Raw genomic sequence first — 15,358 nt, forward strand, 5'->3', positions numbered from 1 at the left:
TATATGAAAAAAGTCGGTTTGGTCATGAGAAAAATACAGTTTGCCGAAGCGCAGGGCCCGCGTATTTTTGCGGAACGTCTGAAGCAGATCGGGCTGGAGCTGGGCGTGGATATCGTATTTGTGTCACCGGAGCGCCATGTTAGCAGCCATGACTGGCTTCCCGGTTATGAGCATGAAAAGGGTGATCTTGTTAATTATGACGTGGTGCTCGACCAGCTTCATGAGCAGCAGATTGAGGATGTTATTTATACGGTATCCGGCTTTACATATTTGAAAATGTTTTTTAAAAACAGCGTGCTTTTTCCGCACAGTTTTCCTGATCCGGCGCTTACAGGCTATGAGATGATGAAGCCTTTTTATCAGATCGTGGACAAGGCTATTGTGCAGACTGACTTTCTAAAGCAGGAGATGGCATCCAAATTTGGTGTAACCGATGTGACGGTCATCCCGATTGGATTTAATGAGCGGCTGGTGGAAAAGTATTTTGACCCTTCGCAGGTCGTGGAGAATCGGGTGATGTGGATCGGAAGGGATGAGGAGAATCGGCGTCCTGATCTGGTGCTGGAGTATGCACGGCATAATCCCGACAAGGAAGTTTACATGGTGTTTGGCGGAGAACGCTACAAGGAAAGCATGAAGAAGTACGATATCTCTGACAATGTAAAGCTCCAATTTGCGTTGACGCAGGATGAGGTATTTGCGCTGATGAATACGGCCAAAGTTTATTGGAGCTGCTCCAAATTCGACACGTTTGCGATGCCGTTGACCGAAGCACTGGCTATGGGTAAAATCGTCGTGAAGCCTGAGCATCCTTGCTACGGACATATCAGCTCCACGCACTCTTTTTCGGGCAATGAGAAAAACTGGTTCGAACTGGTCAATATGGCTGCTGCCTCGCCTCGTCGGGTTTCCAAGGAAAATCAGGCGTATGCCATGGAAAAGTTTTCGAGCAGGGTGATGAAGCAGGGATATCGGGACTTTTTTGAGAATTGGTTAAGCTGAGCAGGTAACTAAATGAACTGCAATCAAACTGCAAGTTAAACTGCAAATAAACTACAACTTCCTATATTTCCATTGTATCTGTCCCCTTTATTTGTATACCTAAAAGATTTGAAAAAAATTAATATCGAAAGTGCGATAAGGTTAGTTTTTATGGGTTTAAAAATCAAAAGAGATCCCTGTGTGACTTATCACAAGAATCTCTTCGATGTTTTGCAGTGCTGATATCAAATGGGTCCAAGCTCAATATCTGTAGCCAAGGTTTCTCTAACGAGTTAATCAATTTAGGATTGTATCCCCGCTACGGCTTCAGATTGAGCCGTTCTGCGGTCGATGACGTAGCTGACCAGCATGAGAAGCAGGCCACCGACAGTGATAAGAGATGCGACCCATGGGATGGCGGCGAGTCCCATTTGATTAATGACGACCCCGCCGATAAAAGCGCCTCCTGCATTGCCCAGATTCAATGCGGAATGGCTGGAGGTAGAAGCGAGCAAAGGAGCCTCATAGGCCAGATTCATGATGCGAACCTGAATGCCGGGCATAATGCCGAACGCGGCAATGCCCCAGATAAAGACAGTGATGACGGCCAGCACCGGGCTTTGTAGCGTGAACGTCAGGATGGCCAAAATAATAGCCAGTATGGCATAATTTGCGATCAGCGACGGGAGCAGCTTCCAATCTGCGAGCTTGCCGCCGACGATGTTGCCGATGGTTACGCCGAGGCCAAACAGGACGAGAATCCACGTAATGCTATGCTCGGCAAAGCCGCTAATGTCGGTCAGTAAAGGCGTGATGTACGTAAAGACGGTGAACAGGCTACCACAACCGACAGCACCTGTGAGCAGCATCAGCAGTACCTTCGGATTAAACAGGCTTCGGACTTCTTGTTTGAGACTGGAAGGCTTGTCCTGATGAGTGACCGGAATGTAACGGATGATGCCAAAGAGAGAAATCAGGCCGATCACGACGATGGCTTCAAAGGAAGCACGCCAGCCGAGCTGCTGTCCGATAAAGGTGCCAAAAGGCACGCCGATAATGTTGGCTACGGTCAGTCCAGTCAGCACCATGGAGATGGCACCAGCCCGCTTATCAGGACGGACCAGCCGCGCCGCGATCAGGGAACCCACTCCCAAAAAGGTTCCGTGCGATAACGCGGTAGCCATACGGGCTACAATCAGAAGCTCGTAGTTGGGAGCAATGACGGAAAAAAGATTGCCTAAAATGAATATAATCATCAGCAGGCATAACAGCTTTTTTTGCGGTACCTTGTGAGTCAATACGGTGAGCACAGGTGCGCCAATGGCTACACCAAGCGCGTAACTGGTGATTAGCTGTCCGGCTTGCGGGATGGTAACATGAAGATCCTGGGCTACATTAGGCAGAAGCCCCATGATGACGAATTCGGTCATGCCGATGGCAAAGGCACCGAGCGTCAACCATAGCAAGGAGGGGGGAAAGCGATGGGTTGTCAAATTTTCTTGAGTACTCATGAGTGTCTTGTATCCTCCTGAAAAATAGTAATGCGAGTATATCATTAGAAACGACATCTGGCGACCCATTTGCAAGAATTTTACATACTAAGCAGATAAGATTTATGTATTTTACAAAAGCGACAGGTATGAGCGGGTTAAATATGTTATTTTTATAGTATGGACCTATCCAAGGAGGATACAATGATGACGCTTAAAGTGGTACATAGTATTACAGATTTAATTGGAGATACGCCTTGTGTACGGCTCCAACGGTTAACCGGACCGCAGGATGCGGAAGTGTATGTGAAGCTGGAATACTTTAATCCCAGCGGCAGTGTTAAGGATCGGGCGGCGGGTAATTTGATTGACGAGGCGGAAAAGGCCGGACATTTAAAACCGGGTGGAACTATTATTGAGCCGACCAGTGGGAATACGGGGATTGGCTTAGCGATGAATGCGGCTGCCCGAGGCTACCGTGCGATTTTGGTGATGCCGTCGAATATGACGAGGGAACGAATCAATATTTTAAAAGCATACGGGGCTGAGGTTGTGCTGACACCAGCGGAGGAACGGATGTCAGGAGCGATTCGCAAGGCGCTGGAGCTGGGGGCTGAGATCGAAGGGAGCTTTATCCCGCATCAATTTGAAAACGAGGCCAACCCGGATATCCACCGTACAACGACTGCGCTTGAAATTTTGGAGCAGACGGAAGGCAAGCTGGACGTGTTCGTCGCTTCTTCGGGAACAGGCGGTACGATTACAGGAACGGGTGAGGTACTGCGCCAGCATTTGCCGGATCTGCGGGTTGTCGTGGTGGAGCCGAAGGGTTCGCCAGTGCTGTCAGGGGGCAAGCCTGGTCCGCATAAGCTGGTCGGTACTAGCCCGGGATTCGTTCCTGCCGTACTGAATACGGATATTTATGACGAAATCATACAGGTTTCGGATGAGGATGCGATTGCGATGACACGGGCCATTGCTGCTCAGGAAGGAATTCTTGTCGGACCTTCCAGCGGAGCTACAATATGGACGGCAATTCAGGAAGCTCGGCGCTTGGGACCGGGTAAACGGGTGCTTTGTATTGCCCCGGATACAGGAGAGCGTTATTTGAGCATGGGGATTTTCGGATAAAAAGAGTGAAGGAGGAACAATATGAAGATTATGCCTTTACAGAAACGCAACATTTCGGATAGCCGTCTGGTGCTTGGCTGTATGCCTTTTGGCGGGGAATGGGATCGTACGCCGTATACACAGGAGCATGTGGTGGAAGCAGAACGAGCAGTAGAAGCTGCGCGTTCCATCGGCATTACGATGTTTGATCATGCAGATATCTATCGGGCAGGGAAAGCGGAAGAGATTTTCGGTCGAATTTTAAAGGGACAACCCGGCTTGCGCGAGCAGATCGTGATTCAGTCCAAGTGCGGTATATGTCTTCCGGAAGGTACGCTCCCGACCCGTTTTGATTTTTCATATGCTCATATTATGGAGTCTGTGGATGGTATTCTGAAGCGTTTGGGCACCGAATATTTGGACATCCTGCTGCTGCACCGTCCCGATCCGCTGGTAGAGCCGGAAGAAGTGGCGGAGGCGTTCAGCAAGCTCAAGGCATCCGGTAAAGTACGGCATTTTGGCGTCTCCAATATGAATGTAAGCCAAATTCAGTTTCTGGAGCGCAGCTTGGCGGAGCCGCTGATTGCTGATCAATTGGAGATGAGCCTGGCGCATCTGCACTTTATAGATCAGACGGTGCATGTGAATCAACAGGCGGGGACGAGTGTCCATTTTGGCGAAGGCTTGCTGGAATTCTGCCAAACGCAGGATATTCAGCTTCAAGCGTGGAGTCCGTTGGCACAGGGTCGTTTTAGCGGCAGTTCTTTGGACGGGCAGCCGGAGCGTATACGCCAAACAGCAGAGCTGGTACAAAAGCTGGCTACTGAAAAGGAAACGACCCGTGAAGCAATCGTCCTTGGCTGGATCATGAAGCACCCGGCACGCATTCAGCCTGTCATTGGCACCGCCAATCCAGCACGGATCAAGGCTTGTCAGGATGCTGAACGCCAGAGCGAGCTAATGACCCGCGACGAATGGTATACTTTATATGTCAGCGCGCGCGGCGAAAAGTTGCCTTAATATGTGTAAAGCCCATGCTTTGTCGATAGGACAGAGGATGGGCTTTTTTATGTAGCTAATCCTCTTCGTATCTGGCAAGTGCCCTGGCGGTTGTTTCCTTCATTCGGGAAATGAGCCGGGAGCCTTGGACGACCTTGACGCGTTTGCCGAGAAAGCGGATTTTGGACAGTACATATTCACATTCGTCTGCCTGAAAAGTGAGCGTAATACGATAGGTATCCACATCCTGAACATACTCCACCTCTTTCTCAAAGCAGGAAAAGGCATATAAAATACGAGATAATTCCCCGTTGTACATAGGCATAATTTCAATGATGCCCTGTTCTTTGCGTGACTCCAGAATACCGAGTATGCGTTGGGTGAATTTGTCGGTCTCTTCAGATGAAATTTTCTCTTTGGTGATGGTTGCGATGTTGGACAGCTTGGTGGACATCAGTGCACGGTGTCGGCGGTTGTACCAAAGCAGGCTCCATTCTTTTTTGACCATGGAAAATTCCAGCTTATACGGAAAGCCGGACATGCGTTCATGAACACGCCCGTTGCGCATTCTATAGCTCATACAAATACCTGAGCGGGACCGCAGGATGGGACGCAATATACGCAGGAGCGGATGATAAACCGGGGAGGCAGGAATGCGGGCCTTTTCCCTCAAGCTGCCATCGACCTCCAGCGACTTGTCATCTGCGAGCATCAGCCGAAGCTTATCGAGCGTAGACGGGGTAAAAGCTTCTGTCGCCGACGGATATGCCAGCATGGACTGGAGCCAGATTCTTTCCTGCGATGTGGTAGCAAAAGCGCCCGATTCATCCAGCCGCGAGACGATCTGGTAGTTAAATATTTTCTCGAATAGGCTCATAATAGGCTTGAAGCTCCTTCCATTCTTGCTTGAATTCCTGACGCAGCCGCTTGGGTTCCAACACCTCACAGCTTGATCCAAAGCTGCGCAGCCACGGTTTAATCTCGGTGATTCCGTTCACCGTAATTTCATAGATAAAGGATTCACTTTCTTCCTCCGTGATCGTTCCCCATTGCCCCTGTAACAGCACACGTTCCCGAATAAAGTTACGTTTGGCACCTTCAGGATTGAAAAAACGTACCCGCACCTTCACGGCACGCCCGGTATCCACAAGCCAGCTATACCGCGTTCTTTCTTCCAACACGGCCAGCAGGTCAGCAAAACGCTTCTCGGACACGGGTTCGCCCTCCGCCAACTGTGTCATGCCCTCCATGCGGAACTTCATGATCCCTTTGCCGTCCACCTGACCCAGCACATACCAACGTCCATATTGATGATCATAGATGACTTGCAAGGGAAGAATGGTGTGCTCACGGCCTTCGGTTTCTTTTTCAAACAGCGGATTCGTGTTCTGTGACCCATACATGCTTCGTTTGGCCGCCGAAAAGTACAAAAAAGTTATACAGCGACGTTGCCGAATGGCGTGAAGAAGCGGATGAATATGTGCCTCATCCAGAATGCGTGAGTAATAGTGGTATTTGTATAAAAAAGGTTCTGCGATCTCCTGCACCCCCGCTTGACGGCGCATAGCTTTTTTCAAATGATCCCGCAGCAGATATCCCTGTACAGAGGGGAGGTGCGTATTCGCCATTACGTCCACAAAGTCATACAGGTCCAGTAATTCCTCGTCCATCAGTCCAGTGACCAAATCGTTGCGGACAGCATAGCGATAAGGTCTTCCTCCGGATTCCTTGCGAACCACGCCGACTTCGACGAGATATTTCAGGTCCGAACGGATCGTTTTCTCATCCGGCAATGCATTGTCGGCAGGCAATCCCTGGCAGCAGGCATCCAGCAGCTCCATGGTGGTCAATGGTTGTGACTGTAGCGCTGTCAGCAGAAGGGCCAAGCGGACGCTTTCCGATTCCTTAAGCGATTTGGCCCGAAACAGGAATAACAGTAGCGGATCAGCGGATTCATAGTAGCTAAAGCGCAGCATTTCATTGAAGTCATGTCCTTGCTCCGCTGGTAACTGTTGCTGTACGGATTGAACGATTTCTTTGAGACGCCGGATTGTTTTGTCAAAGGTATGTACCGAAATGCCCAGTCTGTCTGCAAATTGCTGTCGATTATAAGCGCCGCTCGTCAGTGTCAGCATGCGCAGAAATTGAATTTCTTTATCAAAGCTCTCTCTCGCCATGGCGGATTCCCCGTTTCTGTTGCCGTTCTCCGAAAACAAGTATCCCTATATTCTAACAGGGAAGGGATGCAGGAAAAAGGGAATTTATTCATCCTTGTAATACTTTCGCCATGTTCGTGGCAAGCAAAATAAAGGATGATAATAAATACCAACTAGAATCCGCGACCCAAGCAGGGCGTAGAATGAATGAGGCATATTAGGAAATATCAAAGTATAAAAGCGGTAGTTAGGGAGGGAATAGCATGACAGATATAAAACATGGGCGGAGTTCAATCAAACCGGAAATGCGTGAAACGATATTGCATGAGCTGCGTGCTTTGGAGCAGGAGGAGCAGGTACGTATTGTATATGCCTGTGAATCAGGCAGTCGGGCGTGGGGATTTCCTTCACAGGACAGTGACTACGATGTGCGTTTTATTTATGTAAGGCCCGTGGAGTGGTATTTGTCCATTTTTGATAAACGGGATGTGATTGAGCGTCCGATCAGCGATTTGCTGGATATCAACGGCTGGGATTTGAAAAAAGCGCTTAATCTGTTTCGCAAGTCCAACCCGCCTTTGCTGGAATGGCTGCAATCCCCGATCCCCTATCTGGAGCCATATTCAGTGGCAGAGCAGATTCGCGCTATATCGCCATTAACCTTCTCGCCGAAGTCTTGTATGTATCACTATCTGAATATGGCGCGGGGCAACTATCGGGATTATTTGCAAGGAGAACAGGTGAAGATTAAAAAGTATTTTTACGTGCTGCGCCCGCTGCTGGCCTGTGGCTGGATCGAACGCTATAACAGTATGCCTCCGATGGAATTCGAAGACTTGCTGGAGGAATTCATTCCGGCAGATACAGAGCTTTATCAGGTGATAGGACATTTGCTGCAACGTAAAAAAGCCGGCGAGGAACTGGATATTGAGCCACAGCTTTCGGTGGTGAATGATTTTATCCAGCAGCAAATGGCTTATTTTGAACAGAAGGCGCCCTTGCTCCAGCATATGGAGGGAGGACGTGATCAGCAACTGGATGATTTGTTCCGCGCTGCGGTGAAGGAAGTATGGCAAGCCGAACTGTAAAGACTGGTTCGTTGACTATGAATTGGGAGAAATAGTGGTATGGGAATATGATCCGAGATTATAGTTTTATAAAGGAGGAACTGAAATGAGTACGTCACTGATTGATATTGGTGTAAATCTGATGCATCGTTCGTTTCATGAGGATCGGGAGCAGGTGGTGGAAAGAGCGGCAGCCGAAGGGATTACACCGCTGATTATTACCGGGACAAGTGTCCGTAGCAGCCGGGAGGCATCTCAGTATGCGGCACGTTATCCCGGCAAGCTGTATACGACGGCTGGTGTGCACCCCCATGATGCCAAAGACTGTACCCCGGGTACGATTCAACAACTCCGTGCGCTGGCGGGTCAGCCGCAGGTCGTAGCCATCGGGGAATGCGGGCTGGATTATAACCGTGATTTTTCTCCGCGTGATGTGCAGCGCCAATGGTTTGGGGAACAGATGAAGCTGGCTGGCGAGCTGAAAATGCCGTTATTTTTGCATGAGCGGGATGCGCATGAGGATTTTGCGGCTATGCTGCGGGAGCATAATGAGCTGATAGATAAGGCGGTGGTGCATTGCTTTACCGGAACCGCACAGGAGTTGCATATGTATGTAGACATGGGATTGTACATCGGTATTACAGGCTGGATCTGCGACGAACGGCGCGGCAAGCATTTGCGTGAACTGGTCAGGGATATTCCACTGGACCGTCTGATGATTGAAACGGATGCTCCATTTCTCACCCCGCGTAATTTACCTGTAAAGCCGAAGGAAGGGCGCAATGAGCCGATCTATCTCGCACATATTGCCGCTACGGTTGCAGAATGTACAGGTCGAAGCATCATGGAGATCGAAATCGCGACGACAGAGACAGCCAAACGTTTTTTCGGATTGTAGGATTGTCAAAGCAATAGATGTGGTGTACATTATAGTGAATTAAAAAGCATTGTCGGGAGCTTGAGAAAGTCAGGCTGAGAGGGTGGCCCTTGCCATCGACCGTGAAATCTGATCTGGGTAATGCCAGCGTAGAGAAACCTAGAACACTATACAGGAATGCCGCGTGTTTTGCGGTTGTCGATAGATTAGGTTCATATCTTATAATCAAGCTAGACGGCTGCGCTTAGGCTACTGGTTGTATGAGGTATATCGACGAATGATGTTGTGTATGGTGATCCACCTTTTACTGCGCATAAAGCTTGCCTGGAGATTCAGCTCCGGACAAGCTTTTTTTCATGGCCACGAGGCCCATTTTAAGGGAAAAGGGGAGTACATCATAATGAATACTGCTGTAAAAGCGTCTAAAGGATTGAAGCTGACGGATATTTTGGTCACGATTGTGATCGCCGTCGTGTTCGGGTTGGTCTATAAAATATGGGGGCCTGCGTATGATCTGGTGAAACCGCTTGGGCTGAACGCCGAGCAATTGGTGTATGGCATGTGGTTTATGGCGGGCACATTCGCATATCTTATTATCCGCAAGCCGGGAGTTGCGATTTTGGCAGAGGTGGCAGCGGCAACGCTCAGTGCTTTTTTGGGAAGTGAATGGGGGATGTCCACCTTGTACTACGGCTTGCTGCAAGGTTTGGGAGCAGAGCTGTTCTTTGCGGCTTTTTTGTACCGGAACGCCAACCTGTGGGTCACTTCGCTGGCTGCGGCTGGATCGGCTATAGCCTCCCTGATTTTGGACTTCAGTTACGGGTATATTGATCAGCTTTCGACCTGGAACTATGTTTTGTATGTCGGATTCCGCATGATTGGCAGTATTGTGATTGCCGGGGTGTTCGCGTTCTATCTGGCTAAGGCGCTGGAAGTCACAGGGGTGACACGTACCTTGAGACCTGCAACGGAACAGGATTACAAGGGGCTGGACTAATGAGTTGGGTAGCCGAAGATGTGGTGGCGTCGGTCACCCGTCTTCGTTTGAAATTTCCCGGTGAGCAGGAGCTGCTTTTTCACAACATGTCTGTATCCGTCCGCAAAGGGGAAAAGCTGCTGCTGCTCGGACCGAGTGGATGCGGTAAATCAACGCTGCTCCAGGTGCTGAGTGGTCTGATTCCGCGCACGATAGAAGTGCCGATGAAATGTGATGCTGCTGTCATTCCGGAGTGTACGGGTGTCGTATTTCAAGATCCGGATACGCAGTTTTGTATGTCGTATGCGGACGAGGAGCTAGCTTTTGTATTGGAAAATAATCAGGTTCCCCGTGAGCAAATGCCGTCTCGTATCCGCAAGCTGCTGACGCAGGTCGGTCTTTCGACGGATGAAATACATATGCCGATTGGCAGCATGTCTCAGGGTATGAAGCAGCGGCTCGCAATAGCGTCAGTGCTGGCGATGGAGCCGGAGGTGCTTTTTCTGGATGAGCCGACGGCTTTGCTGGATGAAGAAGGCACCGCACAGGTGTGGGATACGATTCGCCACATTTCAGCAGATCAGACGCTAGTGATTGTGGAGCATAAAATTAATGAAATTGTCCATGATGTGGACCGGATTGTGGTGCTTTCTGCTCAAGGGGAGATCATGGCAGACGGAACTGCGGAAGAGGTATTTCATGTGCATCGGCAGGCGTTGTCTGATTACGGTGTATGGTATCCGGGCGTATGGAATGAGGCATCTTCACCACGTTGGAGTGAACAAGAGGCACAGGGACACATCTTCTGTGAACCAAATGAGTTAAACGTTTCTCATCAGGTAGAAGAGGCGGCAGCGGGTACTCCTATACTGGAGCTGGAGCATTTTAGCGGCCTTCGGGGTTCGAACCCGGTCATTCATGTGGAGAAAGCACAGGTGAAGCCGGGGGACTGGATTGGTGTGGTCGGTGAAAATGGGGCTGGTAAAAGCTCGCTGCTGCTCTCCATGATTCGCTTAATCCGAACGCAGGGAAGTTACAGCGTGGACGGAATAGAGGTGGGTGGTACGGAACAGCTGGCAGAGCACATCGCGTTCGTGTTTCAAAATCCGGAGCTGCAATTCGTAGCGCATACCGTTCGGAAGGAACTGGAGTATTCGTTGCCGGAGAGCTTGTTTACGGATAAACAGCGCCGGGAGCGAGTGGAGCGAATGCTCATACGGTTTGGGTTGGAACAACTGGACGAACGTCATCCATATCAGCTTTCATTGGGGCAAAAAAGGCGGCTGAGCATTGCCACAGCTATGATCCGTGAGCCAGCCGTGCTGCTGCTGGATGAGCCGACCTTTGGGCAGGACGCACGCAATACCTTTGTCATGCTGGACATGCTGGAGCAGCTTAGAGCGGCGGGCACGGCGATTGTGATGGTCACGCATGACCCGGAAATTGTCCGTCGATATTGCACGGATATATGGCGGATACAGAAGGGGGAACTGCGGCATGAACCTGTCTTTTCCCCATCATGAAACATGGCTTCACCGGGTTAATCCGGGATTAAAGCTTGTTATGTTTTCCTTGTTGTTTGTGGTCGTCATTCTGATTCACAATCTGAATGTGATGTTCAATGTGGCGTGTGCTATGCTGCTGTTGCTCGTCTGGACTGGCCATCCGTGGAAGCGTCTGCTGCTATATGGTTCTCCTTTTATACTGGTGTTTATCTCAACCTCCACAGGCATGATGATGTTCGGCAAAGGGGTGACGACCTGGTGGACATGGGGCCTGATCCATATTACGCAGGAAAGCTTTTATCGGGGAATGCATCTTGGATTTCGTGCACTGAGTATGGCGGCGGCAGGATTATTATTTGGTTTGACGACACGCCCGGTGAACCTGTTTTATTCGCTGATGCAGCAATGGAGGCTTCCTCCGAAATATGCGTACAGCTTTTTGGCGGCCATGCGGATGATGCCGATGCTGCTGGAGGAATTCCAAACGTTGAGACATGCCCACCGCATTCGGGGTGTACATCAGCATGTGTCCAAATGGAATATGTATGCTACGCTTCGCAGATATGCGATTCCGCTGCTGGCTCAAAGCATCCGGCGCGCCCAGCGAATTGCTATTGCCATGGAGGCCAAGGGGTTTGCCAATGAAACCAAGCGCACGTACTATTATGCGATCCATTATTCGGCTGTAGATATTGTATTTATTTGCTATTTTGTGGTGATGCTTACGCTGGCTTGGGGGCTCGGTATCTGCTTTCCTTATGTGGGCGTGTGGGATGTGCGCTAATTTGCTGTCAAAAGGCTTTGCCCGATTTCTGCTCTGTGTTATATTAATGCAATGGGAATTGACGGCTCGTACAGACCTGACTGGGCTGGCGGGCCTATTACATTTTCCCTGAGAAATGGATCATCAGGAGGCCAGTTTCATGATTACGCTGCATCAGGTAAGCAAGCATTATACGACCTCAAGCGGCCCATTTCAAGCGGTTCAATCCGTGTCCCTTCAAGTGGAGGAAGGGGAAATTCACGGTATCATAGGTGCCAGCGGTGCCGGTAAGTCAACGTTGCTCCGGCTGATGAATGTATTGGAACAGCCGGATGAGGGAAATGTGGTTGTAAATGGAGACGAGCTGACCCGCATGCCGGAAAAACGTCTCCGTGAAGCGCGGCGATCCATCGGGATGATTTTTCAGCATTATCATCTCGTCCACAATCGGACGGTTAGTGGCAATGTGGCAATGCCGCTGGAGCTGGCAGGCGTACCGAAAAAAGAGAGAGCGGCACGTGTGCGCGAATGCCTGCAATTCGTCGGTTTAGCTGACAAAGCAGCGCAGTATCCAGCACAGTTGAGCGGAGGTCAAAAGCAACGGGTCGCGATTGCCAGAGCGCTGGCGAATCGACCTGCGGTGCTGCTTTGTGATGAGCCGACCTCAGCGCTTGATCCGCAGACAACGGCGGATATTCTAGGTGTGTTGCAGGAGATCAACCGTGAACTGGGGGTTACGATTGTGATCGTAACGCACGATATGGACGTGGTGCGGAGCATTTGTAGCCGCGTTTCGGAGATGCGGGATGGACATTTGCTTTCAACGCAGCTGGTGGCTAACCCAACGGTCAATTCAACAGCTACAGCAGGTGAAGCTCATGAATGAAACGCTGAGTATCATTGCGCAGTATCAGTCCGAGATATGGAAGGCCATCGGAGAGACGTTCATCATGGTGGGCTTTTCTATCGCAGCAGCCGTACTTTTGGGGCTTCCGGCAGGAACGATTTTGTATTTGTGCGGCAAGGGGCAAAAATATGAAAATCGGCTGGTGTTCACCATACTAAACAGTCTGGTCAATGTGATTCGCTCGTTCCCGTTCTTGCTGCTGGTCGTGTTTATGATTCCATTTACACGTCTCGTCGTGGGTACGGCACTGGGTACGATGGCGGCTACGGTTCCCATGTCAGTGGTAGCCATTGCCTACTATTCAAGGCTGGTGGAGCAGTCACTGCTGGATGTGCCAAAGGGTGTAATCGAAGCTGCTACTTCTATGGGAGCGTCTACCCTCCAGCTTATTTTTAAATTTTTGTACGTGGAAGCCCGTTCGGGGCTTGTACTTGGCTTGACCACGTCCACAATCAGCTTCATCTCCTACTCCACGGTGATGGGCATTGTGGGCGGCGGCGGCGTGGGCGATTTCGCCATCCGCTACGGTTACCAGCGTTTTGAAACCGGATTGATGGCGTTCACCATCGTTGTCATGATTATTTTCGTACAAACGATCCAGTTCACCGGAAGCACGATATCTCGTCGGATTGACAAGCGATAAGATAGGTTATAGCCTGCTATGTTAGAGCGGACGCTTTATTGAACATCTTATATGTTCAAGCGTAACAGCAGCCTATGGCAAGAAGGTAAACTGAGGATGTAATCCCTCAGTACCGATAGATCGTAGGCAATACACTTGCACCACCCACTATGGGAAATGAGAATGACTTTACAGTGGCCCATTCGCGAAGCGACTCCACTGTAACTCATTCTCTTTTCCCAATTACAAATTTACTTGGAGGTTTCTCACCTAATGAGTCGGAAAAACAACATAAAAACTAACCTGAAATTACTTACACTATTCGCTGTCGTCATGCTGCTGGTTGCCGGATGCGGCGGTCAAAAGCAGGCGGCACAAGAAACACAGCCTAAAGAAGCGACTTCTCAAAAAGAAGTGACTTTGAAAGTGGCGACGCTGATTCCACCGATGACGGATGTGCTGGATATCGTAAAACCATTGCTCAAACAGGACGGAGTCAATTTGGAAATCGTCGTGCTGTCGGACAATATCCAGCCGAATAACGCATTGGCAGCCCATGAAGTGGATGCTAACTTCTTTCAGCATGCTCCTTTTATGCAACAATACAATGAAAGCAACAAGTCCGATCTGGTAGCAGTCAAACCGATTTACAACGCCATCTATGGCGCGTATTCCAAAAAATACAAGAAAATTAAAGATCTGCCTGAAGGTGCGACCATTGCGATTGCCAACGACCCGGCAAATACCGGACGTTCTCTCGTGATGATGGAACAAAACGGTCTGATCAAGCTTAAAGAAGGCGTAGGCTATAATGCTACACAGAATGATATTATTGAAAACAAGAAAAAGTTTGTGTTCAAAGAAGTGGATCTCTTGATGCTGGCGCGGTCGCTGGATGATGTGGACATGGCTGCCATGTATCCCGCTTATGCCAAGCCACTGGGGCTGACACCGAAGAAGGACGCATTAATTACTGAAAAGGATGATACTCACTTTGCCATTAATCTGGTAGCGCGCAAGGATAATGCGGATTCGGATGCCATTCAAAAGCTGGCGAAGCGAATGACTGGTCCGGAGGTCCGCAAATTTTTCGAGGATAATTACAAGGACAGCGTCGTCCCAGCATTTTAAATAAATACGAGTGTTGAAACGTTGTTTTATGATTAGTTGTGGCCTGTATAAGGTAATGAAGTCTGTGATGAGCAGATGGAGTTCCTTGTGCAGGTCTTTTTTTCTATCCTTTATATGGATATTTTTTAGCGAAAACAGGGTATAAAGTCTTAGTTTTTAAGGTTTTAGGGTACATACACTGCTATAAATTTTAGTCATTAAGGGTGATGGAGTAATGCTTGCGAGCATATTAAAATAAATATACGAACAAACATTCGTTTCTGGTTTTGTTAACGGTTTTTTTGTAGGGGTCAAAAAATTCAGCTGACAACGGATCAAAAGCGGAAGCAAGAAAGAAGGGGAACGACATGAAGCTGGCTGTAACTGTAAAAAGTTTGGGAAAAAGAAAGCCGGAACTCGCAAAACAGGAAATGGAGCTGAATCCTGCCCCTGAAACTTTGCGAGAGCTGATTGCTGCTACCGTCGCCCTGAATGTCCGCAGACTGCGTGAAAAGCAGGGGAGTGACGCACTGATTCCATTCCTCACAGGGCAGGAGGTTCAGGCGCAGGGCGAGACAGGCAAGGTAGGATTCGGGTCCATCTATAATGATGGTGTTCCTGATGTGGAGGATGCGGTAAACACGGCGATGCAGGCTTTTGAAGACGGGTTGTACAGGGTTTTTGTACGTGATGAGGAAGCCGCTGTGCTGGATGCCCCTTTGTTGCTTGAGGATGGAGACGAGATTGTATTTATACGGTTCACAATGCTGGCCGGAAGCCTATGGTAGAGGGGGA

The 15,358-nt window shown here is 49.5% G+C and carries 15 protein-coding genes; 12 read left to right on the top strand and 3 right to left on the bottom strand.

Annotation, left to right across the window (positions count from 1 at the left end; genetic code table 11):
* Positions 1–3 precede the first annotated feature (3 nt).
* Positions 4–1,002 (top strand): glycosyltransferase, encoded by a 999-nt coding sequence (locus tag ABH897_RS22495; RefSeq protein WP_283654748.1) that lies wholly within the window; start codon positions 4–6, stop codon positions 1,000–1,002.
* 281 nt (positions 1,003–1,283) lie between these two features.
* Here the strand turns inward: ABH897_RS22495 and ABH897_RS22500 are convergent, their stop codons facing one another.
* Entirely contained in the window at positions 1,284–2,492 is a 1,209-nt protein-coding gene (locus tag ABH897_RS22500) for an MFS transporter (protein ID WP_404592729.1), read from the bottom strand.
* A gap of 186 nt (positions 2,493–2,678) precedes the next feature.
* Between ABH897_RS22500 and cysK the strand changes: the two genes are divergently transcribed.
* Both cysK and ABH897_RS22510 read left to right on the top strand, forming a co-directional pair.
* On the top strand, positions 2,679–3,602 hold the full coding sequence (gene cysK / locus ABH897_RS22505) for a cysteine synthase A (RefSeq protein WP_404592730.1): 924 nt from the start codon (positions 2,679–2,681) through the stop codon (positions 3,600–3,602).
* A gap of 21 nt (positions 3,603–3,623) precedes the next feature.
* Positions 3,624–4,601 carry an aldo/keto reductase gene (locus ABH897_RS22510; protein WP_404592731.1) on the top strand — a complete coding sequence of 326 codons (978 nt, stop codon included), beginning with the start codon at positions 3,624–3,626 and terminating at the stop codon, positions 4,599–4,601.
* Between the two features lie 55 nt (positions 4,602–4,656).
* Here the strand turns inward: ABH897_RS22510 and ABH897_RS22515 are convergent, their stop codons facing one another.
* Positions 4,657–5,457, bottom strand: coding sequence for a WYL domain-containing protein (locus tag ABH897_RS22515; RefSeq protein ID WP_283654750.1), 801 nt, complete (start codon positions 5,455–5,457; stop codon positions 4,657–4,659).
* The gene (locus ABH897_RS22520) at positions 5,432–6,757 is read right to left on the bottom strand and encodes a helix-turn-helix transcriptional regulator (RefSeq protein WP_404521070.1); all 1,326 of its coding nucleotides are present in this window, start codon (positions 6,755–6,757) and stop codon (positions 5,432–5,434) included. The genes ABH897_RS22515 and ABH897_RS22520 overlap by 26 nt, the downstream gene beginning before the upstream one ends.
* Positions 6,758–6,999: 242 nt before the next feature.
* Between ABH897_RS22520 and ABH897_RS22525 the strand changes: the two genes are divergently transcribed.
* The 9 genes from ABH897_RS22525 (at position 7,000) to ABH897_RS22565 (ending at position 15,351) form a co-directional block, all read left to right on the top strand.
* Positions 7,000–7,824: a nucleotidyltransferase domain-containing protein gene (locus ABH897_RS22525; RefSeq protein WP_283654751.1), complete on the top strand. Its 825-nt coding sequence runs from the start codon at positions 7,000–7,002 to the stop codon at positions 7,822–7,824.
* 85 nt (positions 7,825–7,909) lie between these two features.
* On the top strand, positions 7,910–8,701 hold the full coding sequence (locus ABH897_RS22530) for a TatD family hydrolase (RefSeq protein WP_283654752.1): 792 nt from the start codon (positions 7,910–7,912) through the stop codon (positions 8,699–8,701).
* A 379-nt stretch (positions 8,702–9,080) separates the two neighbouring features.
* Positions 9,081–9,677, top strand: a complete 597-nt coding sequence (locus ABH897_RS22535; protein WP_283654753.1) for an ECF transporter S component — start codon at positions 9,081–9,083, stop codon at positions 9,675–9,677.
* Positions 9,677–11,179 carry an ABC transporter ATP-binding protein gene (locus ABH897_RS22540; RefSeq protein WP_404592732.1) on the top strand — a complete coding sequence of 501 codons (1,503 nt, stop codon included), beginning with the start codon at positions 9,677–9,679 and terminating at the stop codon, positions 11,177–11,179. Before ABH897_RS22535 ends, ABH897_RS22540 begins: the two co-directional genes overlap by 1 nt.
* Positions 11,154–11,945 (top strand): energy-coupling factor transporter transmembrane component T family protein, encoded by a 792-nt coding sequence (locus ABH897_RS22545; protein WP_283654754.1) that lies wholly within the window; start codon positions 11,154–11,156, stop codon positions 11,943–11,945. The genes ABH897_RS22540 and ABH897_RS22545 overlap by 26 nt, the downstream gene beginning before the upstream one ends.
* Before the next feature lie 139 nt (positions 11,946–12,084).
* Complete coding sequence (locus ABH897_RS22550) at positions 12,085–12,810, top strand: methionine ABC transporter ATP-binding protein (protein ID WP_283654755.1); 726 nt, start codon at positions 12,085–12,087, stop codon at positions 12,808–12,810.
* Entirely contained in the window at positions 12,803–13,474 is a 672-nt protein-coding gene (locus ABH897_RS22555; RefSeq protein WP_014279981.1) for a methionine ABC transporter permease, read from the top strand. Before ABH897_RS22550 ends, ABH897_RS22555 begins: the two co-directional genes overlap by 8 nt.
* 252 nt (positions 13,475–13,726) lie before the next feature.
* Positions 13,727–14,584 (top strand): MetQ/NlpA family ABC transporter substrate-binding protein, encoded by an 858-nt coding sequence (locus tag ABH897_RS22560; protein ID WP_404521077.1) that lies wholly within the window; start codon positions 13,727–13,729, stop codon positions 14,582–14,584.
* 347 nt (positions 14,585–14,931) lie between these two features.
* A complete protein-coding gene (locus ABH897_RS22565) occupies positions 14,932–15,351 on the top strand; it encodes a hypothetical protein (RefSeq protein ID WP_283654758.1) in 420 nt (139 codons plus the stop codon).
* Positions 15,352–15,358 lie beyond the last annotated feature (7 nt).

It is taken from the genome of Paenibacillus sp. RC73 (genome assembly GCF_044908085.1).
GTDB lineage: Bacteria > Bacillota > Bacilli > Paenibacillales > Paenibacillaceae > Paenibacillus > Paenibacillus terrae_A.